This is a genomic window from Klebsiella sp. B345 (assembly GCF_051131735.1).
In the GTDB taxonomy this organism is placed as follows: Bacteria; Pseudomonadota; Gammaproteobacteria; order Enterobacterales; family Enterobacteriaceae; genus Klebsiella.
On the sequence record NZ_CP180443.1, the window covers coordinates 3,565,022 to 3,591,329 of the forward strand.

General features: G+C 55.5%; 28 protein-coding genes and 1 pseudogene. 14 read left to right on the forward strand and 15 right to left on the reverse strand.

Translation table 11 applies throughout. The annotated features are described in order from the left end of the window. The 4 genes from ACMYSO_RS16725 to ACMYSO_RS16740 all read right to left on the reverse strand — a co-directional run bounded on the left by ACMYSO_RS16725 (position 1) and on the right by ACMYSO_RS16740 (position 2,667). A complete protein-coding gene (locus tag ACMYSO_RS16725) occupies positions 1-402 on the reverse strand; it encodes a protein gop (protein ID WP_434666090.1) in 402 nt (133 codons plus the stop codon). 701 nt (positions 403-1,103) lie between these two features. Then, positions 1,104-1,670, reverse strand: coding sequence for a phage polarity suppression protein (locus ACMYSO_RS16730; protein ID WP_325902909.1), 567 nt, complete (start codon positions 1,668-1,670; stop codon positions 1,104-1,106). Between the two features lie 17 nt (positions 1,671-1,687). Further along, the gene (locus ACMYSO_RS16735; protein WP_004185270.1) at positions 1,688-1,933 is read right to left on the reverse strand and encodes an ogr/Delta-like zinc finger family protein; all 246 of its coding nucleotides are present in this window, start codon (positions 1,931-1,933) and stop codon (positions 1,688-1,690) included. Then, positions 1,930-2,667: a glycoprotein 3 gene (locus ACMYSO_RS16740; RefSeq protein WP_434666094.1), complete on the reverse strand. Its 738-nt coding sequence runs from the start codon at positions 2,665-2,667 to the stop codon at positions 1,930-1,932. Before ACMYSO_RS16740 ends, ACMYSO_RS16735 begins: the two co-directional genes overlap by 4 nt. A gap of 570 nt (positions 2,668-3,237) precedes the next feature. On the opposite strand from ACMYSO_RS16740, the gene ACMYSO_RS16745 reads away from it, so the two are divergent. From ACMYSO_RS16745 to ACMYSO_RS16785, 9 genes and pseudogenes are all read left to right on the forward strand, one after another. After that, positions 3,238-3,504 (forward strand): helix-turn-helix transcriptional regulator, encoded by a 267-nt coding sequence (locus ACMYSO_RS16745; RefSeq protein WP_023339334.1) that lies wholly within the window; start codon positions 3,238-3,240, stop codon positions 3,502-3,504. 2 nt (positions 3,505-3,506) lie between these two features. Next, a pseudogene (locus tag ACMYSO_RS16750) lies at positions 3,507-3,839 on the forward strand (ash family protein); the annotation flags it as partial. Positions 3,840-3,863: 24 nt separating this feature from the next. Beyond that, positions 3,864-4,064 (forward strand): host cell division inhibitor Icd-like protein, encoded by a 201-nt coding sequence (locus tag ACMYSO_RS16755; RefSeq protein ID WP_434670827.1) that lies wholly within the window; start codon positions 3,864-3,866, stop codon positions 4,062-4,064. After that, positions 4,054-4,353 carry a Derepression protein gene (locus ACMYSO_RS16760; RefSeq protein ID WP_163613550.1) on the forward strand — a complete coding sequence of 100 codons (300 nt, stop codon included), beginning with the start codon at positions 4,054-4,056 and terminating at the stop codon, positions 4,351-4,353. The genes ACMYSO_RS16755 and ACMYSO_RS16760 overlap by 11 nt, the downstream gene beginning before the upstream one ends. Continuing rightward, positions 4,346-4,795 carry a hypothetical protein gene (locus ACMYSO_RS16765; RefSeq protein WP_136087885.1) on the forward strand — a complete coding sequence of 150 codons (450 nt, stop codon included), beginning with the start codon at positions 4,346-4,348 and terminating at the stop codon, positions 4,793-4,795. The genes ACMYSO_RS16760 and ACMYSO_RS16765 overlap by 8 nt, the downstream gene beginning before the upstream one ends. Before the next feature lie 71 nt (positions 4,796-4,866). After that, entirely contained in the window at positions 4,867-5,127 is a 261-nt protein-coding gene (locus ACMYSO_RS16770; RefSeq protein ID WP_434666099.1) for a hypothetical protein, read from the forward strand. Then, entirely contained in the window at positions 5,124-5,444 is a 321-nt protein-coding gene (locus tag ACMYSO_RS16775; protein ID WP_002889897.1) for a DUF5375 domain-containing protein, read from the forward strand. Before ACMYSO_RS16770 ends, ACMYSO_RS16775 begins: the two co-directional genes overlap by 4 nt. Positions 5,445-5,458: 14 nt before the next feature. Further along, positions 5,459-7,792 carry a primase-helicase zinc-binding domain-containing protein gene (locus ACMYSO_RS16780; protein ID WP_434666107.1) on the forward strand — a complete coding sequence of 778 codons (2,334 nt, stop codon included), beginning with the start codon at positions 5,459-5,461 and terminating at the stop codon, positions 7,790-7,792. 389 nt (positions 7,793-8,181) lie between these two features. Next, entirely contained in the window at positions 8,182-8,877 is a 696-nt protein-coding gene (locus tag ACMYSO_RS16785) for a hypothetical protein (protein ID WP_004177607.1), read from the forward strand. A 233-nt stretch (positions 8,878-9,110) separates the two neighbouring features. Here the strand turns inward: ACMYSO_RS16785 and ACMYSO_RS16790 are convergent, their stop codons facing one another. After that, the gene (locus tag ACMYSO_RS16790; protein WP_434666110.1) at positions 9,111-9,980 is read right to left on the reverse strand and encodes a phosphorothioated DNA-binding restriction endonuclease; all 870 of its coding nucleotides are present in this window, start codon (positions 9,978-9,980) and stop codon (positions 9,111-9,113) included. A gap of 179 nt (positions 9,981-10,159) precedes the next feature. On the opposite strand from ACMYSO_RS16790, the gene ACMYSO_RS16795 reads away from it, so the two are divergent. Further along, a complete protein-coding gene (locus ACMYSO_RS16795) occupies positions 10,160-10,810 on the forward strand; it encodes an HNH endonuclease (protein ID WP_434666113.1) in 651 nt (216 codons plus the stop codon). Positions 10,811-10,830: 20 nt separating this feature from the next. On the opposite strand, the gene symE is transcribed toward ACMYSO_RS16795, so the two are convergent. Together symE and ACMYSO_RS16805 are read right to left on the reverse strand one after the other, a co-directional pair. Continuing rightward, the gene (symE, locus tag ACMYSO_RS16800) at positions 10,831-11,163 is read right to left on the reverse strand and encodes an endoribonuclease SymE (protein WP_434666116.1); all 333 of its coding nucleotides are present in this window, start codon (positions 11,161-11,163) and stop codon (positions 10,831-10,833) included. A 286-nt stretch (positions 11,164-11,449) separates the two neighbouring features. Then, positions 11,450-11,608 carry a YqaE/Pmp3 family membrane protein gene (locus tag ACMYSO_RS16805; protein ID WP_015585265.1) on the reverse strand — a complete coding sequence of 53 codons (159 nt, stop codon included), beginning with the start codon at positions 11,606-11,608 and terminating at the stop codon, positions 11,450-11,452. 279 nt (positions 11,609-11,887) lie between these two features. On the opposite strand from ACMYSO_RS16805, the gene pspE reads away from it, so the two are divergent. After that, complete coding sequence (gene pspE / locus ACMYSO_RS16810; protein WP_123757954.1) at positions 11,888-12,226, forward strand: thiosulfate sulfurtransferase PspE; 339 nt, start codon at positions 11,888-11,890, stop codon at positions 12,224-12,226. Positions 12,227-12,365: 139 nt separating this feature from the next. Here pspE and ACMYSO_RS16815 read toward each other — a convergent pair whose 3' ends face one another. Together ACMYSO_RS16815 and uxaC are read right to left on the reverse strand one after the other, a co-directional pair. After that, entirely contained in the window at positions 12,366-13,910 is a 1,545-nt protein-coding gene (locus ACMYSO_RS16815) for an MFS transporter (RefSeq protein WP_434666119.1), read from the reverse strand. A 22-nt stretch (positions 13,911-13,932) separates the two neighbouring features. Continuing rightward, positions 13,933-15,339, reverse strand: a complete 1,407-nt coding sequence (gene uxaC / locus ACMYSO_RS16820) for a glucuronate isomerase (protein ID WP_434666122.1) — start codon at positions 15,337-15,339, stop codon at positions 13,933-13,935. A gap of 459 nt (positions 15,340-15,798) precedes the next feature. Here uxaC and uxuA point away from each other — a divergent pair, with 459 nt between their 5' ends. Beyond that, positions 15,799-16,869 (forward strand): mannonate dehydratase, encoded by a 1,071-nt coding sequence (gene uxuA / locus ACMYSO_RS16825; RefSeq protein WP_434666125.1) that lies wholly within the window; start codon positions 15,799-15,801, stop codon positions 16,867-16,869. 52 nt (positions 16,870-16,921) lie between these two features. Here the strand turns inward: uxuA and ACMYSO_RS16830 are convergent, their stop codons facing one another. Continuing rightward, the gene (locus ACMYSO_RS16830) at positions 16,922-17,815 is read right to left on the reverse strand and encodes a LysR family transcriptional regulator (RefSeq protein WP_434586538.1); all 894 of its coding nucleotides are present in this window, start codon (positions 17,813-17,815) and stop codon (positions 16,922-16,924) included. 117 nt (positions 17,816-17,932) lie between these two features. On the opposite strand from ACMYSO_RS16830, the gene ACMYSO_RS16835 reads away from it, so the two are divergent. Both ACMYSO_RS16835 and ACMYSO_RS16840 read left to right on the forward strand, forming a co-directional pair. Continuing rightward, complete coding sequence (locus tag ACMYSO_RS16835; RefSeq protein ID WP_434586537.1) at positions 17,933-18,115, forward strand: 4-oxalocrotonate tautomerase; 183 nt, start codon at positions 17,933-17,935, stop codon at positions 18,113-18,115. A gap of 147 nt (positions 18,116-18,262) precedes the next feature. Further along, positions 18,263-19,237 carry a DMT family transporter gene (locus tag ACMYSO_RS16840; RefSeq protein ID WP_434666128.1) on the forward strand — a complete coding sequence of 325 codons (975 nt, stop codon included), beginning with the start codon at positions 18,263-18,265 and terminating at the stop codon, positions 19,235-19,237. Positions 19,238-19,273: 36 nt separating this feature from the next. On the opposite strand, the gene ACMYSO_RS16845 is transcribed toward ACMYSO_RS16840, so the two are convergent. The 5 genes from ACMYSO_RS16845 to ACMYSO_RS16865 form a co-directional block, all read right to left on the reverse strand. Continuing rightward, complete coding sequence (locus ACMYSO_RS16845) at positions 19,274-19,789, reverse strand: DUF2867 domain-containing protein (protein ID WP_434666130.1); 516 nt, start codon at positions 19,787-19,789, stop codon at positions 19,274-19,276. 131 nt (positions 19,790-19,920) lie between these two features. After that, on the reverse strand, positions 19,921-23,076 hold the full coding sequence (locus ACMYSO_RS16850; RefSeq protein ID WP_434666133.1) for a CusA/CzcA family heavy metal efflux RND transporter: 3,156 nt from the start codon (positions 23,074-23,076) through the stop codon (positions 19,921-19,923). An 11-nt stretch (positions 23,077-23,087) separates the two neighbouring features. Continuing rightward, positions 23,088-24,374 (reverse strand): efflux RND transporter periplasmic adaptor subunit, encoded by a 1,287-nt coding sequence (locus tag ACMYSO_RS16855; protein ID WP_434666135.1) that lies wholly within the window; start codon positions 24,372-24,374, stop codon positions 23,088-23,090. Between the two features lie 45 nt (positions 24,375-24,419). Continuing rightward, positions 24,420-24,767, reverse strand: a complete 348-nt coding sequence (gene cusF / locus ACMYSO_RS16860; protein ID WP_434586532.1) for a cation efflux system protein CusF — start codon at positions 24,765-24,767, stop codon at positions 24,420-24,422. 29 nt (positions 24,768-24,796) lie between these two features. Further along, complete coding sequence (locus ACMYSO_RS16865; protein ID WP_434666138.1) at positions 24,797-26,182, reverse strand: efflux transporter outer membrane subunit; 1,386 nt, start codon at positions 26,180-26,182, stop codon at positions 24,797-24,799. Between the last annotated feature and the right edge of the window lie 126 nt (positions 26,183-26,308).

A 26,308-nucleotide genomic window follows, 5' to 3' on the forward strand; every position in this document is an offset into this window, starting at 1 on the left:
TTAATTAGCCTCCGAGTCACTGTTTTCTTGTCGGCTTGCTGCTCTTCGCATAGCGTTCATTTGTGGGTTCTGGGTGGCGAGATAGGCTGCTATATCTTCCATCTTCTCTTTCAGCTCTGACGTTCTTGCCAACTCTTTAATTAATCCTTTATTTTCTGCCATCAAGTTTTGATTTGATTCATTATGATTCTTGATTGTCTCCATGCTGCTTTTTATTACCTCCGTGTGATTATTGCTTATTGCTTTGATTGTTCTGTGTGTAAACCATCCAATAAGAAGTGCTGCTAACCATCCAGAGCAAACGAGTAACCATTGTGAAACATCTTGATTACGAATGAAGCTAGTTGCAATAGTGATTATGGTTCCGACAACACCAATCAATCCATACACATGATTCAACATCCTTTAACTCTCTCATGCCACGAATTTTTAAGGATCTTGCGACACTGACAAGAACCACCTTACATCAAGCTATTTCTTGCATATTTCTCGCAATAGTGCCAATAAAAAAAGCAAGTTTTGGGTTGAAGTCATAAATTTTCTCCATTAGCTCCAATGGATTGACTGGAATGATTTGGGGATATTATGAATTAATTTGAAACTTTGCGCGTAATGCTCCCCCGCTTCGTGGGATGTCTTCATGCAGATGAATCAACGGCTCTGTCTGATACAGGATTCAAAGCAAGATACGATCCCATCAAAAGCTCCCCTCTCAACACTGAACTGACGGAATTATCTCTTCATCCGGGCGGCGTTTTCTTTCCCTCAGCCTAGCCGCCTCAGAAGCTCGCTACATCCTCAAACAGCATCGCACCTGTCACAGGCTCTCACTCAAACCCGCGCAGCGCAGCGACGCGCTCAGGCCGCGAAATTAAATATCATTAAATAAACACTTTACCGCTGGCGCGCAGTGCTTTCCCCGCCTCGCCTGCCCGCTTCGTGGGTCGGTTTTCATGCAGGTGCATGGACAGGCTCAGGCCGCGCCGGGACAGGGCTGCGAAGGGAGTGACGGGACGGGAAAGCGCATGCAAAACCATGCACCCTGTGGATGCATGGCTTAATTCGGGAAAAATAGCGGTATTTTCGGGGATTTTTTGCGGGGGCTATTTACTGGCCAGCTCCGTGCGCCGGCGGGCATAAATCAGGCTCTGTGCGGGGGTGTATTTTTCCTGATTATCCACCCGCGAAGCCGCGTCAGGCCTGAATCCGATGGCCGTTAAAATATCGCTGTCTTCTGCCGAATAATTAATTTCTTCACCGGTACTCAGCCACACGGACAGCGCTTCGCGCAGGTAATGCGCCGAACGGTCGAGCGCATGGCCGGTCAGGAGTGCGGGCTGCTGGCTGAGTCCCATCAGCTCCGGGGCAAGCGTGGCGGCCAGCTCTGTCCCGTGTGCCTGCATAAAGTCATTCAGCCGGTTGCGGATACTGATGCGCTGTACCGCTTCATGGGCGCGGATATAGCGCCCGGCGGCCTGATTTATCTCCCATTTTTTGACATCGATAATGTCGCGCAGTGTCTGCATTCTGCCCGGTATACGGTCATCCCCGGCCAGCACCTGTTCCTGATATTCCTGCTCTGCGGCCGCCAGTTCGGCTTTACGGTTCAGCCAGGCGGTTTCGTTCTTCTGACAGGCTTCAAAAGCCTGCTGTAGCGTAAGGGTGGTCATGGTCAGTTCTCCCCTGATTAATGACGGTATGGCGAGCTGTAGCAGCCCTGCACTTTACGGGGTGCCGGGGGTGTGACCGGCTCCGCGACAGGCGGTGCTTTCTCCGCCGGGGGCCGGATAACCTCGTCGATGGCTTCAGTGGTGCGAAACGTCGCCGAGCACTCAATGTTGGTGCACTGGTGATAGCGCTGTTTGACGTTCTCCGACAGATAGCGGGAGGTGCGGGCATGCGCCGACTTTTTGCAGAACGGACAGTGCATCATGGCAGCAGCCCCCGCGCTTTCAGGTCAGCCTCGCGCTGACGGATTTTCTCCTGCCAGACCTTACGCTCGCCGGGCGTGCTGGCGGCGTCGTGGTCCATATGCGCAAGCGCGACGGCCGGGAAGCCGGTCAGGGAGAGCACCGGCTCATCGGCTGGCGTGACGGAGAAGGCGCTCACTTTCCCGGTCAGGAAGGTCACCACCTGATGCATGACCTCTTTCTCCGGCTCGATATACCCCTGATGGCCGGTGGTGTTGGCCAGCGGATTTTCCATCACCTCTGCTTTCAGCACCATCGCCCGGACCAGTGGCCCGAGGGTGTCATTCAGCGCGCGGTTAAGCTCTTCCTCCGCGTATTTACTCAGCACAGCATGATGCGCCTGGCGGAATGCCCGCGCGGTGCTGTTGCAGGTGGCTTTCAGCTGGTCACGTTCAAAGGCCAGCACTTCGGTCAGGTTGTGGCATTCCTGCGCCAGCTCCCGGCGGGCCACTCGCTCGATATGGCCGCTTTTCAGCTCATCGGTCAGCATGGCACCCCCGGCACGGAAAGCGGCACGCCATGTGCGGGTATCGCTGCCGTTGTCCTGCTCCAGCGCCGCTTTCTGCTCCTCCGCGCGGGTAATGGCCGTCAGGGTGTCCTCCATCCGGCGGGCCTGTTCAAGATGGGCCTCTCGGGCTGCGGCCAGTCGCTCCAGCGCCGGTTTCAGGTAATCAGGGATAAAGGGGGTGTCGGTCATGGCAGATTTCCTCGTGGTTTCAACTTGAGGTGATTCTGCCGGGGCACACACAACAACACGACCTGTTGCGGTTGTGGCAGTTCTGGCACAAACAGGACGTCAAAACCCGGCTTGCCAGAGAAAGGTCTCAGGAAAAGCATACTCACCGTTTGTTTTTTTACTGTTAACTATTCACCACTGTTCACCATAAGAAAAAATATAAGTAATACAGTAAGATAAAGGGTGAACAGTTGAGGGGTTGACTGTTCACCCACTGTTCACCACTGTTCACCCTGCCTGTTTATTAACCGTTGACTGCTTTTTCAGCCTTTAGATTTATTTTGAATAAAAATGAATATTTTAATTCAATCTGGCTATTGCGCTTTTTTTCATCAACCACTGTAGTGTCCATTAATGGCCATTAGTGCTCTTTAATAGTCAGCTCTTGATTTTGTTAAAAAAATGAGTCTGTTGTGTGGTGGACCACTACAAAATGACTTGTTGCTCTGAGGGAAAATATTCACAAAATAAAAAGCTACCCGAAGCCGGACGGACACGACCGGCACTGTATGGACTTTATGAGGTAGCCCGATGCACACCGCTTTTTCTTCCCCGTCTTCTGCCCCTGTCGCACCGCTGATGCCGGTTTCTGACGCCGTTCAGGAGCGCTTTATCCGCCTGCCCGAAGTGATGCATTTGTGCGGGCTGTCCCGCTCCACGATTTACGACCTCATCAGCCGGGAGGCTTTCCCGAAACAAATCTCCCTCGGCGGGAAAAACGTGGCGTGGGCGCAGTCGGAAATCACCGGATGGATGGCCGACCGTATCGCCGAACGCAATCGGGGCTATGACGCATGATGATGATCGTTCAGCAAGGAGCCCCTTTTTCTGGCTTGCATCTGTTGTGTGTTTCCTGGTACAGTTTTGCTGTTGCCGCAAAATCGGCAGCCGGAATTGGCGTTCCGAATTACTTATTGGCGACCTCAGACGCGCCTTGCGTCTTTTTTTACGTCGTAGCTCAGGCACACTCATTTTCCGGGCTGTGGTGTTTATGTATACACCGTAGCTTCAGCAAAATAATGGTGGCCCGCGCGGGGCAGCCTTCGGGCTGGCCGGTTTCCAATAAGGCCGGTTACGCCAACCCCGTTCGGGCTACCACCAGTGAAATTGGCGTTTCCGGTGGTAGCAGTAACCGCTACTTATTGGAGGCTGCCATCATGGCTACTATCCTCACCCCGTCTCACCCTGAGTTTGTCTTTGTATTTGCGGCTGTTCGTCGCACTGATCGTAAGCCACGCATTTGCATGCTCCGCACCATTGCCGGTGACGAGCGTACCGCACGTCGCTCCCTTGTCCGCGAATACGTTCTTTCTCTTGCCGCCCGTCTGCCGCTTGCGGAGGCATCACATGCCTACTGAAACCAGCATTCAGTGCGTCTCTGTGCGTTGCGATGACACTGGCACCTTCCGCGAGCACCTCAGCATTGAGGCTTACCACAAACTCAATCGCGCCAGCGCCATGACACACTTTGTCGGGCTTGATTTGAAACAACGTGAACTCTCCGGCCTGCATCAGCTTTCGGTGCCCCATATTCTGAGTTATCTGCATGAGGACATCAGCTACGTGCTGGAGGAGCTCAAAGCCAAAGGCCTGTGCCGGGATTTCGTGGCCCCACCGTCGGTGAGCGGAGGTGAACAGCATGTTTGATTTCCCTCAGCCGGGTGAAATATACCGGAGCTCCGGTTTTCCTGACGTAATGGTGTCGGGCATGCTGGCCGATGGTATTCCGTGGGACATGCCGTACCGCTGTCCGGGGCTGGTCTGGAATCCGTACCGGCACACCTACACCATCCTTATTCGTATTATTGCCGGTGGCAGCATGGCAGAAATTCCGCTCGGTCGCTTTTTGCGGGACTTTACCTGTGAGCGCCCCGATTTAATAAAGCGCAACCCTGAAAACCGCCATGCCGTTTTACGTGAAATCGCTGCTGACCCGGAATTACAGCAATACCGCGTGCGGAATATCGATAAGTATCCGGGTGATATTTCCCCGGAGAGACGTCCGGCACCGGCGGTGCGGAAATGGCGGAATAATGTCGACACGGACACGAAAATAAAACCGGATAACAGCTACCGCCATTATCTGTAATTAAAAACGACACCCAAAAATAAAATGTGCGTACTTGCGCAGGGATACGCACATCCTCAGGAGACGGAATCATGCCTGTTAACACCTCAGCCATACTACAAAATCAGCGCCTGACTGCATTCAGCCAGAATGACCTTGAATGCCTGGAGCATCTTCGCAACGTCGGCCACCTTGTTAGCGAGCTGATGCAGGTGCAGGACTGCACCTCCCTGCGTCGTGACCCGACTCAGCAGTTACAGCTTACCTCCGTGATTTACCTCATGACCGCCCAGCTCGACGGCGTGGTCGAACGCTGCAACCAGCGCTGGCTGACCGGGGAGGGCAACGTATGAAAACGCCTCTGCCGCCTGTATTGCGTGCCGCGCTGTATCGCCGGGCCGTGGCCTGTGCCTGGCTGACCCTGTGCGAACGTCAGCACCGCTATCCCCACCTCACCCTTGACGCGCTGGAAAGCGCCATCGCCGCCGAGCTGGAGGGCTTCTATCTGCGCCAGCACGGCGAGGAAAAAGGCCGTCTGATTGCCTGTGCGCTGCTGGAAGATTTGATGCAGGCCGGGCCGCTGAAAGCTGCCCCGTCGCTGTCCTTCCTCGGGCTCGCCGTGATGGATGAGCTCTGCGCCCGCCATCTGACATCGCCTGTACTGCACTGAGGGAGACAATCACCATGAAAATGAACGTAACGGACACCGTAAAACAGGCGTGCGGCCACTGGCCGCGCATTCTCCCGGCGCTGGGAATGAAAGTGATAAAAAACCGCCATCAGGCCTGTCCGGTGTGCGGCGGCGCTGACCGGTTCCGCTTTGACGATAAAGAGGGGCGCGGCACATGGTTCTGTAACCAGTGCGGCGCCGGTGACGGCCTGAAACTGGTTGAGAAGGTGTTCGGCATATCGGCATCCGAGGCCGCCGGGAAGGTGAACGCCGTCACCGGCCATCTGCCGCCGGTGTCCCCGGAGGTGGTGGCAGCCGCAGAGGCCGGAACGGAGGCCGACCGCAAGGCGGCGGCCGCGCTGGCCGTCGGGCTGCTGGAGAAAACGCGCCCGGCCACCGGCAACGCCTACCTGACCCGCAAGGGCTTTGCCGGTCGTAAGTGTCTGACGCTGACCGCGTCTCACAAAACCGGCGGTGTGGCTTACCGCGCCGGTGATGTGGTGGTGCCGCTGTATGACGGGACCGGCGCGCTGGTTAACCTCCAGTTCATTAACGCTGAGGGTCTCAAGCGCACCCTGAAAGCCGGACAGGTGAAAGGGGCATGCCATCTCATTGACGGGCAGAAACAGGCCGGGAAACGCCTGTGGATAGCAGAGGGCTATGTGACGGCCCTTACCGTGCATCACCTGACCGGAGAAACCGTCATGGTGGCGCTGTCGTCCGTGAACCTTCTTTCTCTGGCGAGCCTGGCCCGTCAGAAACACCCGGCCTGTCAGATTATCCTCGCCGCTGACCGTGACCTGAACGGCACCGGCCAGAACAAAGCCGCTGCGGCCGCTCAGGCCTGTGAGGGCATTGTCGCCCTGCCACCGGTGTTCGGTGACTGGAATGATGCGATGATGCTGAAGGGGGAGGATGCCACGCGGAAAGCCATTTATGCCGCCATCCGGCCAGCGGCACAAAGCCCCTTCGACACCATGAGCGAGGCGGAATTTACCGCCATGAGCGCCAGTGATAAGGCGATGCGGGTCCATGAGCATTACGGTGAAGCGCTGGCCGTGGACGCCAACGGCCAGCTCCTGTCCCGCTATGAAAGTGGCATCTGGAAGGTGATTCCGCCGTCTGATTTTGCCCGCGATGTGGCCGGGCTGTTCCAGCGCCTGCGCGCCCCGTTCTCGTCGGGGAGAATTGCGTCGGTGGTGGAGACCCTGAAACTGATTATTCCGCAGCAGGATGCACCGGCACGCCGTCTGATTGGTTTTCGCAACGGGGTGCTCGATACCCAAAGCGGCCTGTTCAGCCCGCACAGCAAATCGCACTGGCTGCGCACCCTGTGTGACGTGGATTTTACCCCGCCGGTGGAGGGCGAAACGCTGGAGACCCACGCGCCGAACTTCTGGCGCTGGCTCGACCGGGCGGCCAGTGGCAACCCGACAAAACGTAATGTGATTCTGGCCGCACTGTTTATGGTGCTGGCGAACCGCTACGACTGGCAGCTCTTTCTCGAAGTGACCGGGCCGGGCGGCAGCGGGAAAAGTATCCTCGCCGAAATCGCCACGATGCTGGCCGGAGAGGATAACGCCACGTCAGCCGATATCGACACGCTGGAAGACCCGCGCAAGCGTGCCTCCCTGATTGGCTTCTCGCTTATTCGTCTGCCTGACCAGGAGAAATGGAGCGGTGACGGTGCCGGACTCAAGGCCATTACCGGCGGCGATGCGGTCTCCGTCGACCCGAAATACCAGAACCCGTACTCGACGCATATTCCGGCGGTGATTCTGGCGGTCAACAATAACCCGATGCGCTTCACCGACCGCAGCGGCGGCGTGTCACGCCGCCGGGTAATCATCCACTTCCCGGAGCAGATAGCCCCGGAGGAGCGCGACCCGCAGCTCAGGGATAAAATCGCCCGCGAGCTGGCCGTGATTGTGCGCCAGTTGATGCAGCAGTTCAGCGACCCGATGAGTGCCCGCGCGCTGCTCCAGTCGCAGCAGAACTCCGACGAGGCGCTGAGCATCAAGCGCGACGCTGACCCGACGTTTGATTTTTGCGGCTATCTGGAGGCGCTGCCGCAGACCAGCGGGATGTTTATGGGCAATGCCAGTATCATCCCGCGTAATTACCGTAAATATCTCTATCACGCGTATCTGGCCTATATGGAGGCCAACGGGTACAGGAATGTGCTCAGCCTGAAAATGTTCGGGCTGGGGCTGCCCATGATGCTGAAAGAGTACGGGATGAATTATGAGAAGCGGCACACAAAGCAAGGTATGCAGACCAACCTGTCGCTGAAAGAAGAAAGCTACGGCGACTGGCTGCCGAAGTGCGATGAACCCACCGCGACTTAACCTGTCTCAGACCGGCAACCGCCGGTCTTTTTGTATCTGCCCCTCCCTCAAGGGTGAACAATCCACTGTTCACCCTTCACCGTATGTTCACCCTGTATCACTATGAAAGTATTAATAAAAAACCAAAGGTGAACAGTGTGAACAGTTAAACCCAAAAAAACTTTTTACCCCCCCCCTCATCACCATCGTATTGCGGTGATGGTCGCCGGAAACTGGCCAGAAACGCGCTGAGGTGAAGAGTTGACTGTTCACTCTTCACCAACCGTTCACCATCTATCACTATGATATTAAAAAGAAAAACAAGGAGGTGAACAGTGTGAACAGTTAAATGCAAAAAAACTTTTTTTGCGTATGATGTTGCTATGCAACTTCATGAGAAGATTTAAGCAGTGGACAAGACCAGAGATTTCATTCTAGAAGGACTCTCCCGCTTTGACTTGGCTGATTTGCCTGGTCGACCTTATGACTGCGCTTTTGACCTCTTGGCTGCAACGCCATCGAGAAAAAGGCTGATTATGATGGGCTTTAATGGCTCGTTAGCTGATTCATGCATGACTAACCGCCAGTCTATTCTGCAAGATTATGAACATCCTTTTATTTCAGGTATTCAAGAAGGGATACAAGGAAAATGGGGGATCACTCATCTTGCTAAAAGACTCCAGCAAATACCTTCTTGTCTCGGTTATAGCTGGGAAGATGTTATTTATACCAACGCATTAATGATGTGTTCTCAGAATGCTGCAACCCTGAAAAAAGAAGCAGCTCGTCACGAGATGACAATGAATGAAATCGAAGCAAACTCAATGGCATTTTTTGAGCATGTAACAGCCCATTTGAGCGAACCAGATTTGATCGTTGCATATAGCAACAGTCTCCAGTCACTCTCAGCCGCGAGTTTGTTGCTAAAGCACTTTGGCGATGCAACTACTCTCAAATTTTCTCAGCCGAAAGGCTACCACACTACTTTCGCATTTATGGCCAATCTTAACAGTAGAAATATTCCGGTTATCTGCGTGCGACACATGTCACGATTCAAACCTGAAGAGAGTTATATCAGGGCGGCTGTCAAATTAATGGGTTGTTAAGTTTTGTTCTGGTAAGGATCCGCATGACGGAACCTAACCGGTAAGAATAACTATCCATAAAAGGTATATGCTTCAACTCGTTATCCATACAATGGCAACAAAACGGCTGGGGGCACAAAAAGGGGCATGTTTTTGAGTTAGCAATATTAAATTCTTTTGTATCAATTAGTTATATTGTGTTTTGAGTCCGGCCTTCGCACCAACACCACTTCTCTGGCTTTTCCCTACCTAAACTAGCCCCTAAACACCTCTTTCCTGTGCCATTCCACAAAACCCTCTTTCGGGTAATTATCTCGCCCTTGCGGTAAGCCGATCGGTTTTCCGTCAAAGTCCCAGAACAGCCTCCCGACGATGCCGCTACCGTTAACGGCTGGAGAAATCTGGACCCGCATATGCTCATCCAGGCCAATCGATCCTTTATCAAACGCCTTATGGTGAATGGCGCACAGCGCCAGACCGTTGGGGATTTCACAGGGTCCGCCATGCTGCTTCCATTTGATATGGGCCGCTTCCAGCGCAACGGAAGTATTATCGTGGCGCATATTGAAGCCGCAGATGGCGCACTCGTAGTTATAGGCCCTAAGGACCTGCTGGCGGAACTGCGGATCGCGTTCCCTACGGATTTGCTGGAGACTAAAACCCATCTCGTCGGCGATCTCTTCCTGGATACTCTCCGGAAAATGGGCGTCGAGGATCTGATGTGCCAGGGTGTTAATCAGCTTGTGGTTGGCGGCGAGTAGCGAGTAATGCGCTTCGTCAAAACCTCCCGCCACGTGGCAGGATTCCAGCTCTTTAGGTGGGGGCTGGTCACTTCCTATTGTCGAGCAAAGCTCGGCGTTGTGAAGTTCCCAGAATCCGTCGCCTTTTAAACGCCAGAAAGGCATATCCGGGCGGTATTGCGCACGCTGCGGGCCAAAACGTTCCAGCAGACTACGTAGCTGATCGCGAATCTCAGACGTGTAATCAAACATCCGCGGGTGTCCACGCTGATATTGAGACAGCACGTGGAGTAACAACAGCGGCTTATGCGGTGCACGCTGTTCGCCTTTACGCCAGATTGTGATATTGGCAATTGCGTGTTGTAGGGTTTTACTGGAAGCCATCGCGTCAGATCGTGAGCTAAATAATTGCGATGATGCTCGCAAAACACCGCCTGTTCAAGCTTCTAAGCCCTGAGACTTAACTCCGGTCTCGTTTGATTCATAATTTGAATGCATGTATTAGAAAGTAACTTGCCGCTTTACGTATAATAAAGCCTCTTTCGACAACAATAATTCACTCTATGAAAACGCTGCCTGACCATCTACCACGCAAATATATCATCGAAGCCATCCACGCTTACGATGCCGGTGTCGTGCATCAATTCAAGCCGGCGCGGTTGTATGAAGTGGAATTTGAAGGGCGTCGCTATCCCTCAAAAGCCATCGTGGGCATCGCCGCGACCCTGATGACGGGCGTGGAATTTACGCCGGCGGACTTTAGCGGTGGGGTTAAATCGAAGTGCGTCAGACTGCTGACCGAACAAGGGTTTCGGATCATTCATGGTCCTGAAGAAAATGACTCGACTGAGGAATATGTCTTCCCGGAGGAATGGCGCTCGACGGCTGATTTTGTCGAAGGGGCGGCTACTCAGGTCATGGTTAACCGCTACGAAAGGGATCGTCGCGCCCGGGAGGCCGCAATTCGCTATCATGGTTGTGCGTGCAAAGTGTGCGGCCTCGATATGGAAAAACAATACGGAAATATTGGCAAAGGCTTTATTCACGTTCACCATCTGGTACCGCTGTCGGCGATTAAACAGGATTACCAGCTGAACCCCAACACCGATCTTATTCCGGTATGCCCTAATTGCCATGCGATGCTGCATCGAACTCATCCGCCGTTAACACCGCAAGCATTACAACATCTGCTGCAAGAAAATAAACGCTCCTGACCCATCAGGAGCAATGCTGATTACGCCCGCGCACCTTTCCCTTCTATCACCCCAATAAACTCCTGAACCTGCTTTTGCTTTCTTGCCGACAGCTTCTCAACCCGGCGCATCGCCGCTTCCAGTTTCGGCTCGGGGTCAATTGCCGTTAGCACAATGCAGCCGTCCATCACCCGCACATCCACCTTGGTGCCTGTCGTAAACCCGGCTGCCTCCAGCCACTTGCCGCTCATGGTCAATGCAGCAAGACGGCTGTGGTCGGCAAAACGACGCACATAACCCACGGTTAACTGGCGCTTATTTTTTGGCAATACTTCTGGTTCACCCGAATCTGAAATACAATCCACATCAGTCATAATGGCTATTCTCTATAAATAGTGATTGTGATGAGCGATGTAGGCGTGCAGTCACACGTTCATATCGCGACTAAATAACACCTGTAAATTTACCCAGTAATAAAAATAAAGTCCAGCTGAAAACAAAACATAATAAGAACCTTCTGCCTTGTTTTCAGAGTTAAATAAAAATGATAATGCGGCTGGATATATTTTGAAGAATAAATGAAGTGAATATAAACTGCGGGCAGGCCCGGTATCAGCGAACAAATAAAAACGGCGCTGCTGCGCCGTACAGGAACGTGGATCAATCGCGCGTTTGTACCCAGAAAGCATGAATCAGGCCGGGGATGTAGCCCAGCAGGGTCAGCACAATATTCAGAATAAATGCCCAGCCGAAGCCTTTACCTAACAGCACACCGAGCGGCGGCAGAATAATCGTCAATACAATTCTCCAGAACCCCATATCTACTCCCTGGAAATAAAATCAATGAATTACAACGTGACGTTATCTTTAAGCATAGCCATTTTATCTCAGTCCTCCACTGTTCCCGCTGTTTTTACTCGCTTTTACACATGCATATAATCCATGAATGGATTATGGCTATTTGGTCTGAAAAGCAACCCGTGCGAGGTTCCTGAACAGTTTCTCGTCATTTTCCAGATGAGGTCAAAGAACTGCAGGAATAATTTCACCTACTATGGCTGCCGATGTCAGGAAAAACAAAAAAGGAGAACTACCGTGATGTTTACTCTGGGTCAGACAGTCAAAAAAACGATCGTAACGGGCGCTCTGCTCATGGCCTCCACGTCATTGTGGGCCGCTGAACACTGGATTGATGTCCGCACTCCCGACCAGTATCAGGAAACGCATGTGGAAGGGGCGACAAACATTCCCCTGAAGCAGCTGGAAGCACGCATTGGCGAAGTCACCAAAGATAAAGACGACACGCTGCATCTGTACTGCAATACCGGCAACCAGTCCGGTAAAGCGGAAAAGATGCTGCAGGAGCTGGGGTATAAGCACGCCATCAATGAAGGCGGTCTGAAAGACGTCGAAAAAACGCAGAAGATGGTGCAGTAGCTCGGGTTCCTCTCGGTGGGCTCACGCCCCGGGGGGGAGCAGTAAAAAGCCGATGCTCGCGAGAGGGCGGTACACCGGCTTTTTGCGTGTGCTACTGAGCTATGTGGCAGCAGGCGTGATGCTGCTGCCACATAGCTTGTCAGTTCAGAACGGTGGTGGGCTCTCCTGCCTTTGCCCGCTCCGGCGGCGTGTCGCACCACAGCGTGTCATAGCGGTAACCCGTCAGGTCTTCAACCACATGGCGTGCTTCAGGCGTCACTTCCTGCTTAAGACCGTTGGCCTTCAGGCGCTCAATCTCATCGACAAAAATCTTGTGCGTGCGCTTGTTCAGATGGAAGGTCAGCGCCTGCCACAACGCAATCAGCAGCAGCACGGCGGTGCCGGCAAACAGCAGCGTGGCGATGGTGTTGATGGCTTCCTGCGGCTGCGTCAGGCTGCCTTTCACGAAGCCGCCGCTTTGCAGCAGCAGGCCTACGGCAAAGGTGGCGATGGCGACCGTCGTTTTCCGCGAGAAGGTCATCACGGCGGCAAACAGCCCTTCACGACGCTGGCGGGTGATCATCTCGTCAATATCGGGAATAAACGGGAAGACATTCCACGGCGTAAATTCCAGCACGCAGCGGCCAACCTGATATACGCCAGCGAGGATCACCAGCAGCATGACTTTATTGTCGGTCGGGAACTGATACACCAGGAAGAAGCCGCCGAGGCACAGCAGCATCAGGCAGTAGGCGAAAACATACAGCCGGGAAGGGCCATACTTAATGATTGCCACGCCCGCCGCCAGGGTTACCGGCAGCCCGACAATACTCATCGACAGCAGCGATCCCGCCAGCGAAGAGGAGACCTGCAGGCAGTAAACGCAGAAGAACACGAACACGGTGTTGTAGACATCTTTTGCCGTAAAGGAGAACAGATAGATCGCCAGGTGCTTACGGAACGCACGGACTTTCAGGGTCGAGGCATACTCCTTGAACAGGTTGCCAAAAGCCGCCAGTTTTTCGGCGCCGCTTGTCGGTTTCTGCTCTTTCTCCAGTTCCGCCAGCATTTCCGGCGTCAGCTCGCGTTCCCAGGTCACTTTCCACGAAATAAACACGCAGATCATAAACATCACGGCAAACACCACGCCGTTGATCAGATACGCATCGGCGTTGTTTTCCCCCAGCGCGGCAATCAGCAGGCCTGGAATAAAGGTCGCCAGAAAGGTCCCGGAGGCCGACAGGAACATGCGGCAGGTGGACAGCTTGGTCCGGCCATTAAAATCTTTGGTCATCTCTGAAGGCAGCGTCTCCCACGGGATCAGCACCATGGCGGCGATGATCTCAAAGGCCAGATACACCGCGAGATAGAACCAGTAGTTCATGCCGTCCAGCCACAGCAGGGTATAAACCAGCATCAGCGGCGCGCCGATCAGCAGGAAGAACCGGCGACGGCCGAATTTCTTACCGAGATAGTTTTTATAAAAGTGGTCCGTGAAGCTGCCCATAAACAGGCTCACGACGGCATCGACGATGCGCGCGATCGCCACAATCGATGCCGCTTCAATCGGCGACAGGCCGACAAACGTGGTGTAGAAGAACAGCAGCCAGGCGCCGATAACGGTAAATGCGCCGCCGCCCATGATGTCCGTCAGACCGTAGCCGATACTGACGGGGATGGTTACCTTTCTGTTTTGACGAGTCATGTTTTATCCCTGTCTCTGGCGATCAAAAACGAAAATAACGGCGGGCGTTGTCCACGCAAATTCCGCGGATCATGGTGTCGAGGATGTCGCGATCGTCCGGCACTTCGCCGCGCTCGACCCAGCCGCCCACCAGGTCGCAGAGGATCCGGCGGAAATAGTCATGGCGGGTATAGGAGACAAAGCTGCGGGAGTCGGTGAGCATGCCGATAAAGTTGGCCAGCAAGCCCTGATCGGCCAGCGTGTTTAGCTGGTTGACCATGCCGCGTCGCGTATCGTTAAACCACCACCCGGAGCCGAACTGTAGCGGCGATTTCATGCCGTCTTCACCGCTCTGGAAGTTGGCGATGGTGGAGGCCACCACGTCGTTGTCGCGGGCGTTGAGGTTATAAACAATGGTTTTAGGCAGACCGTTATTTTCCACCATGGCGTTGAGCAACGCGTTGAGGCTCTGCGCCAGATGAGTCTGATCGCCGATGGAGTCAAAACCGCAGTTGATGCCGACCTGATTGAACATCGGCAGGTTGTTGTTACGAATGGCGCCAAAGTGGATCTGCATGGCCCAGTCGCGTTGCTTGTACATTTTGGCCAGCGCGACAAAGATCATGCTGTCCCAGGCCTGGCATTCGTCTTCCGTCAGCGTATCGCCTGCCAGCCGACGCTGAAACAGCGCGGCCTGCGCGACTGCGTCGAGCGGGCGGAAGCGGATCTCCAGCGGCCCGTGATCCGACACGCGACAGCCGGTGTCGTGGAAAAAGCTTACCCGCGCCTCGAGGGCGGCCAGGAAAGTTTCCAGCGAGGTGATGGTCTGCTGCGTTTTCTGCGCCAGCTTCGAGACAAACGTCAGAAAGCGCTCGGGATGGGCGTCGAACAGCTCATCCGGGCGGAAGGTGGGCAGAACCCGGGGAGCGAAATCGGCCTTTGTCGCCAGCAGCTGGTGCCATGTCAGATCGTCGAGCGGGCCGTCGGTGGTGCACAGCGCTTCGACGTTGGAGCGGCAGATCAGCGCCTGCGGTAAAAAATCGTCCTGACGTAACTGCGCATTACAGCGCGCCATAATATCGCGCCAGTTTTTACTGTTGAGCGTGTCGTCGATGCCAAAATAGTGTTTCAGCTCGAGGTGCGTCCAGTGATACAGCGGATTACCAAAACTGGATTCGACCGTCTGCGCCCAAGCGGCAAATTTTTCCTCCGCGCTGGCTTGTCCCGTAATGTACCGTTCGGCAATGCCGTTGGCCCGCATCGCCCGCCATTTATAATGGTCGCCTTCCAGCCACAGCTGGGTGATATCGCGAAACGGTTTATTTTCCCAAATCGCTTTAGCATCAAGATGGCAGTGGTAATCAATAATCGGCAATGTTTTTGCTACATCAGAATATAACCGCCGTCCTGGCTCGTTGTTTATCATGAAGTTATTATTTATCAGCGACATACCTACTCCGTAAAGGTGTTTTTTTGCGCTAAAAGTTCCCGCGGTTAAGCGGGGTTCGGTGCATTACGGGGATTCAAGGAGGATGAGAGTAAACCCTATTTTTACTTTATGTCTACTACCATACAAGTCATGATAATAGAAATGTGACATGTCGCATATTATTTCTCGGCAAGCATGCTGAGGCTGGGGTGAATGTTTTTATATTTATTTTTGTGTTAAAAAATAATAGCGATTATGTGAGTCTAAAAATTAAAATAGTTATTTTGTTTTACAAACAAAAAACAATGTCATCATCCCGATGAGCCTTCATGTATTTCTGATGGGAAATAGATTTCTTGCGTCGACGCACTCTTTTTTTATCGGGTGGTTGATCGTAAGAGCATTAGTGCATATGATTTAAATACTAGTATGGTACATACACATCAACATGCACTGATGCAACGATAAGGTGGATACGAAATGCAGATGACAATGCGCTGGTTTGGGCCACAGGAAGATAAAATCCCGCTGGAATATATCCGGCAGGTGCCGGGTGTCGAGGGGGTTGTGGGGGCGCTGTATGATGTGGCTCCCGGTGAAGTGTGGCCTGTCGACAAAATTCGCGCGCTGGTGAAACAGGCTCATGACGCGGGCCTGACGATGGAAGTGATTGAAAGCGTTAATATTCATGACGATATCAAAATTGGCACCCCCGAACGCGACCGCTATATCGAGAACTACAAGCAAACCATCCGCAACCTGGCGGGCTTTGGGATCAAGGTCATCTGCTATAACTTCATGCCGGTGTTTGACTGGATGAAAACCGATATGAATTACGTCCTGCCGGACGGTTCCCTCACCATGGCCTTCGAAAAGCACGGCATTGATAAAAGCCTCGAAGAGGTGGTCAAAGAGGTGCTCGATAACTCCAACGGCTTTGCGTTACCTGGCTGGGAACCTGAGCGTCTGGCAAAAGTACAGGAACTCTTCGCCCGCTATAACGGGGTGGATGACGATAAACTGCGTGAAAACCTGTTCTATTTCCTGCGGGAGATTATTCCGGTTTGTGAAGAAGTTGGCGTGAAAATGGCGATTCACCCGGACGATCCGCCGTATTCTATTTTCGGTCTGCCGCGTGTCGTTAAAAACCATGCGGATCTGACGAAGATTTGCGACGCCGTCGATTCACCGGCCAACGGCATTACGCTGTGCACCGGCTCGATTGCCGAAGACCCGAATAACAACGTCTATGAAATTCTTGCTGAATTTACGCGCCGCAAGCGGATCCACTTTGCCCACGTGCGCAATATCAAGCTGATTAAAGACAAAGACTTCTACGAATCGGCTCACCCTTCGCAGTACGGCTCGTTGGATATGTACCGCGTGATGCAGGCGCTGCACGATAACGGTTTTGACGGGTATATTCGTCCTGACCATGGCCGCTTTATCTGGGGAGAAACCGGGCGTCCGGGATACGGGTTGTTCGATCGCGCCTTAGGGGTAACCTACCTGATGGGGCTGTGGGAAGCGCTGGAGAAAAAGCGCGCCTGATGCTCGTCACCGGGGGTAGCAGGCCCCCGGTTGGCGTTGTGCGGCAGGTGGCTTAGTGCCCGGCGCCAAAGCGCTGCATCAGGAAATCAATCACGCTGCGCAGCTTGGCTGATGGCCGGGTATCCTGGTGATAAATAAGGTACATCGGCGTCGGTTTGTAGGCCCACTGCGGCAGCACCTGCACCAGCCGTCCCTCGGCGATATCCGCCGCCAGAATCGACTCCGGCTGCAGCACAATCCCGCAGCCATTAAGGGCGGCTATCCTCAACGCATCCCCTTGATTCGATGTAAATCGCCCTGTCACCAGCGCCTTAAACATTTCCCCGTCAGGGCCAATCAGTTCCCAGCGATCCTGATGTACCCAATAGGAGATCCCCAGACAGCTAAAATTGCCCAACTGGTCAGGGTGCTCCGGCGTTCCGTGCTGGCGAAGGTAGTCGGGGGAGGCGGCGAGGATCCGCTGATAGGCACGCAGCGGCCGGGCAACGATATCTGGCTGGTTAATCTTGCCGATATGAATGCCTAATTCCACATTCCCCCGGTGCAAATTGGGCGTCTGGTTATCCAGCGTCAGCATCACGTTCACTTCCGGGTTTTGAGCCATGTAGACGCTCAACGCCGGCACCAGCACCTGGCTGCCGAAGCTGACCGGGGCGACCATCTGCACCAGCCCTTTGGGGGTCGACTGCAGCTCCATGGCGCTGTGTTCGGCGAGCGAAAACTCCGCCAGCACCCGGCGACAACGCTCGTAATAGAGCTGGCCGACTTCGGTAAGCTGCTGGCGACGGGTGGTGCGGTGCAGCAAACGGGCGCCGAGCCGTTGTTCAATGGCCCTGATCTGCTTGGCGACCATGGTGGCCGATACGTCGCTGATATCGGCCGCGGCGGCAAAGCTGCCGCATTCGACCACTCTGACAAACATCTCCATGCCGGCCAGTTTATCCATGATTAACAACCTGTAGGTTCTGAATCACTTAACCTAACACACATTTATCCCGCTTCCCGTATCGGCAAAGATAAATCCGTCGACGCCAACAAGGCGCGTTACTACGAGGGAATAAAAATGCCTGTTATCCGTTTAGAACTGCAACCTGGCCGTACGCCGGAACAAAAACGCGATTTTGCCCGGGAAGCGACCCGGGTGGCCGTGGAAACCCTGAAGTGCAAACCCGAGAGCGTGGATGTGGTGATCCTCGAAATCCCCCGGACCCACTGGGCGAAAGGGGGCGTATTGCCGACGGAGTAGTCTTTTCTCCGGGTTGATCCGCAACCGGCACGGCAGTCGCTGTGCCGGCTACGCGTTGCTGCAATCCCGGTTTATCTCTGCCGTACGCCTGTATTTCTGCGCGCCACCTCACTCGCGTTGCAGTGGGCGTTTACCGGATATCTCACGATGAAAAATAGCTATTCAACCGGCGTGATCTGCTGCCTGATCGCCACGCTCTCCTGGGGAGCGACGTTTCCCGTCATGACCAGCGCCCTGACGCGGTTTGATCCTTATACCTTTACCACGCTGCGCTACGGTTTTGCCGGGCTGGCGCTAGCGATCGCGCTCTGTTTACGTGAAGGGCGAGCGGGCTTGAGCCTGCGCGGACAGCGAGTGTGGCTGGCCTGGCTACTGGGCTCTGCAGGGTTTGTCGGGTTTGGCTTTTTGGTTTTTTCAGGCCAGCAGATGGCTGGAAAAACCGGGGCGCTGACGGCGTCGATCATGATGGCCACCATGCCGATGCTGGGCATTGTGGTTAACGGTATCCTCCGCCGTATTGTGCCGCCGGTGCTTTCCATTGGCCTGATTATGTTGTCGTTTTTTGGCGTTCTCACCGTGATGACCAAAGGGCAATATGGCAGCGTGTTCAGTAGCCCCTCCGGCTATATTGCCAATGCGCTGATCATTCTGGGGGCGTTGTGCTGGGTGATTTATACGGTGGGCGCGGGCTATTTTCCCCACTGGTCGCCGCTCAAATATACGGCCGTCACAACCTGTCTCGGCATGACGAGCATCCTGGTGCTGAACGCGCTGTTGTATCTCACCGGCGCGGTGTCCGTGCCGGCGCTCGCCGATGTTATCTTTGTGATCCCTCATGTCTTTTATACGGCGATTATCGCCGGCTTTATCGGGATCCTGTGCTGGAATATCGGCAATAAAATCCTGACGCCGCTGAATGGCGTGCTGTTTATGGATGTGGTGCCGATAACGGCGTTTTCTATTTCGGCCCTGTCGGGTGTGGAACCCACGGCCCCGGAAATCATCGGCGCCTGCATTACCGGTGCGGCGCTGATCCTCAATAATCTCTACCTGCGCTACCGTCATAGCAAAACGGCGAGACCCAGCCGGCCAGCGCCGACTTCACGCTGTGGCTGTTCGTGACACGTCTGTCGCCATGCGGCGGACATGCTGCTGCTGTTAGTGCCAGCCCCGTGCCGCCGCCCGCTTGAGCATGGCGCGTACCACCAGGCGATGGAAGGGCGCAATCAGCGTGATATACAGCTTCCCGATCCGGTTATGGCAGTGCACCACGGAAGCCAGCACAACCTCTCTTTCATCGACTTCACCGCCGTGACGCTGCAGCACCGAGATCCTGAAATCCAGATGCCGGTCATTGGCGCCGATGATCAGCTCGTTGTTCTCTACGGCGATGACAGGAAAGAAATCGATGTGCGGCGTGCCGTCTGCAACTAACGCGGTACGCATTTGCGTGGAGGAGAGGATGCCAAAGGGTTTGACCATGATATCCCGACAAGCCAGCAGCCATCTGAACCAGCGTGGTGGCCTCTCCAGGACCTGATGAGCCAGGATATTGATATCAGAAGGCGCATCCGGTGGCAGCGTGATGGCGAAAGCATCAGCAAGCTCGGGAGCTGTAAAGAGATTTACGATCCGGCTATCTCCGGGTAACGGCACGGTACGAACGGTTTGCAAGGCGATCCCTCTGCTGGTGGTGGCATCCGATGACCAGTGTAGTGCTATGCCCCGTTTTTGCGAGTGCCGAGCGTGCTATCCCGCGGTTATCAAAAAGGGCGCCGTGTTGACGCCCTTCTGATATCAAACGCTTACAATGACGCCGGTGCTTTTTGCCGGTGGCGGTACAGCCACATCAGCTTATAGGCCGCCGGAATGATAAACAGCGACAGCAGCGGGGCGGTGATCATCCCGCCGATCATCGGCGCGGCGATACGGCTCATCACCTCCGATCCCGCGCCGGTTCCCCATAAAATCGGCAGCAGACCGGCGATAATCACCGCCACGGTCATCGCCTTCGGCCGCACGCGCAGCACCGCGCCCTGATACAGCGCGTCGTCGAGCCGCTCGGCGCTGAAAGTCTGCGGATTTTCCAGCGTCGGATCGGCCTCAATGGCGTGGCGCAGATACATCAGCATCACCACACCAAACTCCGCCGCTACCCCGGCCAGCGCGATAAACCCGGTGCCGGTCGCCACGGACAGGTGGAACCCCATCGCATAGAGGAACCAGATCCCGCCAACGAGAGCGAACGGCACGCTGGTGATGATCAACAAGGCTTCGCCAAAGCGGCGGAAGGCCAGATAGAGCAGCACGAAAATGATCATCAGCGTCATCGGCACCATCAGCTTCAGCTTCTGGTTGGCACGCTCGAGCAGCTCAAACTGCCCGGAGTAGGAGACGCTGATGCCCGGCTTCAGCTTCACCTGCTGGGCGATGACCTGTTGTAGATCGTGCACCACTGAAACCATGTCGCGATCGCGGGCGTCGATGTAGATCCAACTTGCCGGGCGGGCGTTCTCGGTTTTCAGCATCGAAGGGCCGGTCACCACCTTCACATCGGCCACGTCGCCGAGGGTGATCTGCTGCTTCAGCGGCGTCAGGATCGGCAGCTGGCGCAGGGCTTCCGGACTGTCGCGATAGCTCTGCGGGTAGCGAATGTTGATCGGGTAGCGCTCAACGCCTTCGACCGTTTCGCCCACCATGGCGCCGCCGATGGCGGAGGAGACGAACAGCTGGACGTCACCGACGGTCATGCCGTAGCGGGCCGCTTTTTCGCGCTGAATATCGATATTGAGATAGCGCCCACCCACCAGGCGTTCCGCCAGCGCTGAGGTGACACCCGGCACGGTACGGGCGACAACTTCGATCCGTTCGGCGACCTCGTCGATATCGGACAGCACCGTCCCGGAGACCTTAATGCCGATCGGGCTTTTGATCCCGGTGGAGAGCATATCGATACGGTTGCGGATCGGCGGTACCCACAGATTCGCCAGCCCCGGCAGGCGCACGGTTTTATCCAGCTCCTCGATAATCTTCTCCATGGTCATTCCCGGCCGCCACTGATCCTGCGGCTTGAGCTGAATGGTGGTTTCGACCATCTCCAGCGGCGCGGAGTCGGTGGCGGTCTCCGCTTTACCGGTTTTACCGAATACCCGGGCCACTTCCGGCACGGTCATGATCAGCTTGTCGGTTTTCTGCAGCATATCTGCCGCCTGCGCCGCTGAGATCCCCGGCAGCGTCGAGGGCATATACAGCAGGTCGCCTTCATTAATCTGCGGCAGGAACTCGCCGCCGACGCGGTTAAGCGGCCAGATAATGGTGAGGATCGACAGCAGGGCAATCAGCAGCGTGGTTTTCGGCCAGTGCAGGACTTTCAACAGCAGCGGATGGTAGATGCGGATCAGGAAGCGGTTGAGCGGGTTGCTGGTTTCCGCCGGGATCTTGCCGCGGATCCAGAATCCCATCAGGATCGGGATCACCACGATCGCCAGCAGCGCCGCGCCCGCCATGGACCAGGTTTTGGTAAAGGCGAGGGGGCCAAACAGTTTCCCCTCCTGGCCTTCGAGGGTGAAAATCGGGATAAACGACAGGGTGATAATCAGCAGGCTGATAAACAGCGCCGGGCCAACCTCCACCGAGGCGTCGGTGATGATTTTCCAGCGCGTGTCGTTACTCAGCTTTTGCTGTGGATGATGATGCTGCCACTCTTCCAGCCGTTTATGGGCGTTTTCAATCATCACGATGGCGGCGTCGACCATCGCCCCGACGGCAATAGCAATCCCGCCGAGCGACATAATATTGGCGTTCAGTCCCTGGAAGTGCATCACGATAAAGGCGATACACAGGCCGAGTGGCAGAGAGATAATCGCCACCAGGGCGGAGCGGATGTGCCACAGGAACAGGGCGCAGACCAGCGCCACCACGATAAACTCCTCCAGCAGTTTGTGGCTGAGGTTGTCGATCGCCCGGTCGATCAGTTGGCTTCGATCGTAGGTGGTGACGATCTCCACCCCGGGCGGCAGGCTGCCTTTTAACGTCTCTAACTTGTCTTTCACCGCGGCGATCACCTCGCGGGCATTCTTGCCGGAGCGCAGGATCACCACGCCGCCGGCCACTTCGCCTTCGCCGTTCAGCTCGGCAATACCGCGGCGCATTTCCGGGCCAATTTGCACGCGGGCAACATCGCGTAGGTAGACCGGCACGCCGTTTGCACCGGTTTTCAGCACGATATTGTTGAAGTCATCCAGCGTCTGCAGATAGCCGCTGGCGCGCACCATATACTCTGCTTCCGACAGTTCAACCGACGAGCCGCCCGCCTCCTGGTTCGAGGCATCCAGCGCCGATTTCACCGTCGCCAGGCTGATGCCGTACTGGGTCAGCTTCTGCGGGTCGACGACAATCTGATACTCTTTGACCACGCCTCCCACCGACGCCACTTCGGAGACGTTGGGGATGGTTTTCAGCTCATACTTCAAAAACCAGTCCTGCAGCGAGCGCAGTTCGGCAAGGTCGTGCTTGCCGCTGCGGTCGACCAGCGCGTATTCAAAGATCCAGCCGACACCGGTGGCATCGGGCCCCATCTCGGCGCTGACGCCAGACGGCAGTTTGCTCTGCACCTGATTGAGATATTCCAGCACGCGGGAACGCGCCCAGTACGGGTCGGTGCCGTCTTCAAAAATCACGTACACATAGGAGTCGCCAAACTGCGAGAAGCCGCGTACCGTTTTGGCGCCCGGCACCGACAGCATGGTGGTGGTCAGCGGCCAGGTGACCTGGTTTTCAACGATCTGCGGCGCCTGCCCTGGGTAGCTGGTCTTGACGATCACCTGTACATCGGAGAGATCCGGCAGGGCGTCGACCGGCGTATGCACGATGGTCCAGGTGCCCCAGATACTGAGAAACAGCGCGCCCATCATCACCAGAAAGCGGTTGGCCACCGAGCGACGGATTATCCATTCAATCATTTGTCATTTCCTCAGTGGGCGTGTGTCGCCGGTACCGTACTTGCCGGCGTTGCGGCGGGCGTCTGCGCGCGCATGCGATCCAGCGCGCCGGAAATATTGGCCTCTGAATCAATCAGGAACAGGCCGCTGGAGACCACCTTTTCGCCTTCGCTAAGGCCGCTGCGCACCGCGGTCATGCCGTCGGATTGCTGGAAGACATCGATGCGTTTTGGCACGAAGCGCCCGTCGCTATCGACGGTGATCACCCGTTGTTCTGAGCCGGTATCGATCAGCGCTTTGGAGGGGATCAGCAGCATTGGCTGACTTTGCGTGCTCAGCTGGAGCCAGGCGTTCATCCCCGGCTTCAGCGCTTCATCCGGGTTATCCACCTGCAGGCGCAGCTGGAGGGTGCGGGTCTCGGCATCGGCGCTGGGCAAAATGGTCCATTTGCTGATGGTGAAGGTCTTACCGGGCCACGCCGGAACCGAGATCGTAAACTGCGAGCTGTCTTTGAGCAGCCAGGCGATAGATTCCGGCACCGCGGCGCTGATCCACACCGGGTCCATCCCCTGAATCTTCGCCACCACGTTATCTTTGGTGATGTTCATGCCGCTGCGTAAATCAAACGCGGTAATTACGCCGTCGATGGGTGCTTTGAGGGTGAAGCGGGTCTGAATGTTGCGCGTCGCTTTGAGGCGGCGGATATCCTCTTCCGGCATCCCGGCGAGGCGCAGGCGCTCGAGGATCCCCTCCACCTGGGTGGCGGTGCCGCCGGTGTCCCGCAGCAGTAAATATTCACTCTGGGCTTCGACCCAGTCGGGGATCGTCAGGTCGACCAGCGGCGTGCCCTGGCGGATTTTATCGCCGACGGTCAGAGGGTAAACCTTGTCGATAAACCCCGCCGAGCGTGCCTGGACAATGACAAACTGATATTCGTTAAAGCTGACGCTCGCCGGAAGCCGCTGCGAGAAATGCAGCGGCTTCCGGCGCACGGGTTCGGTTTTTACGCCCAGATTTTGGGTTTGCGTCGGGTCGATGCGCACGCCGGGCGTGCTGGACGATGCCGCGTCTTCATCGGCATATTTTGCCACCAGGTCCATGTCCATAAACGGCGACTTTCCTGGCTTATCAAAACGGGTGTTGGGGTACATCGGGTCATACCAGAACAAGACTTTACGGGCGGCATGTTCGCCGCTCGCCGCCGCGCTGTCTGCCACGTCGGGGGGCGAAAAATAGCGATACAGGCCTGCGGAGATAAGACCGCCAATCAGCATACTGCCGATGATTAGCGCACTGTTTTTGAGGGTGAGCGATGCCATATCTTTATCCATATCAACGTTATTGGTGGTTATCTCCGTGGGCCGTTATTGCGCGAGATGGATGTCCTGTAATAAGGAGAGGTTGCCCTGCTGTACAAAGGTGAAGGCGACTTTGCTGCCGGTTTTAATGTCGTTGAGCTGGGTTTGCGGGGTAATAGTGAAGCGCATGGTCATCGGCGGCCAGTTCACGGCCGGGATGGCATCGTGGGCGATGGTGACTTTTTTGCTGTCCATATCAATGGATTTGACCTCGCCGGTGGCGCTGATGGCCTGCGCCTGCTGCGCGACGGGCTGGCTATTCATCATGTCGCCATGCTGATGCTCTGCGGCCTGGGCGCCAAACATCACTGCGGAAAGAAAGCCAAAAACGATCGTTTTCGTGACCTGATTCATGATTCATGCTCCTGAGAATAAATAAAAAGTTATTCCACCCATCCGCCGCCAAGAGCGGTGAACAGCGTGATTTCGTTGACCTGACGGGCGTAGTTGAGGTCCAGCAAGGTTTGCCGCGTGGTGAACAGCGAACGCTCGGCGTCCAGCACTTCGATGTAGCTCACCGCCCCGTGCTGATAGAGCGTTCTTGCCCGCTGCTGGGTGATTTGCAAAGAGGCGAGGTAGCGCTGCTGGGCGCTGATTTGGTCGGCCAGGCTCTGGCGCAGGGCCAGCGCGTCGGCGACCTCTTTAAACGCGGTCTGAATTTTTTGTTCGTAATTCACCACCGACTGCTGCTGGCGGATTTCGGCAAGATCGAGGTTGGACTGGTTGCGCCCGGCGTTAAAAATCGGCAGTTCGATGTTGGGGACGAAATTCCACAACCCGCTGGCGGGGTTAAATAAGCGCGATAAGTCGGTGCTGCTGCTGGATAACGAACTGGTTAAGGTTATCGACGGGAAAAATGCCGCCCGTGCGGCGCCGATATTGGCGTTGGCGGCGCGTAAACCGTGCTCGGCTTCTAAGATATCCGGGCGCTGCAACAGGATCTGCGACGACAGCCCGGGCGGTAAGACCACGCCGTTGATATCAAGCAGGCTGCTGGCCGCGTCATCGGGCAGATGCTGATAGCTGCCGAGTAGCAGCTGTAACGCATTGTTGGCCTGCGCCAGTTCACCTTCACGTTTGGCGATATCGGCGCGGGTACTTTCGATCACCCCGCGAGCCTGCTCCAGCGCCAGCACATTGGTGCTGCCGGTCAGCAGTTGTTTCTCCACAAAGGCGTATGACTGCTGATAGTTCTGCAAGGTTTCCCGGGCCACCTGTAGCTGAGCCCAGGCCAGGCGCTGGTTGAAATAGCTTTGCGACACATTGGAGATCAGCAGGATATGGACCGCCCGGCGGGCCTCTTCGCTGGCGAAATAGTTTTGCCGGTCCGCTTCGCTTAAGTTCTTCAGCCGGCCAAAGAAATCGAGATCGAAGCTGAGATTAAGCCCGGCCTGATAGTCACTGTTGGTGGTGGTATCGCCTTTGAACTTGCCGCTGTAGGTGGTGCTGGTGGCGCCATTCAGCTGCGGGTAGCGGTCGGCGTCGGTAACGCCATATTGCGCTCTCGCCTCCTGAACCTTGAGCGTCGCCATGCGCAAATCGCGGTTGTTCAGCAGCGCTTCGCCAATCAGCGATTTGACCTGCGGGTCGACGAAAAACGTCCGCCAGCCGGTATCCTGATAGTGGGCAGTGGCGGCGACCAGCTTGTTCTGGCTGAGCGAGAACTGCTGCGGCACCGGCGAGGCCGGCTGCTGGTACTCTGGTGCCAGCGAGAGGCAGCCGGTCAGAGCAAAGGCTACGCTGAGCGTGATGAGCTTTAATGTGCGCATAGGGCAGGACGTTTTTTGGCGATGATTGAATGGCTGGTACTTTACAAAACCGCCTCTGTTCGACGCGTGACAGGAAAATGACAAAGCTGTCATTTTCCAGAGAATTCATTGCTATCCGGTCGCTCT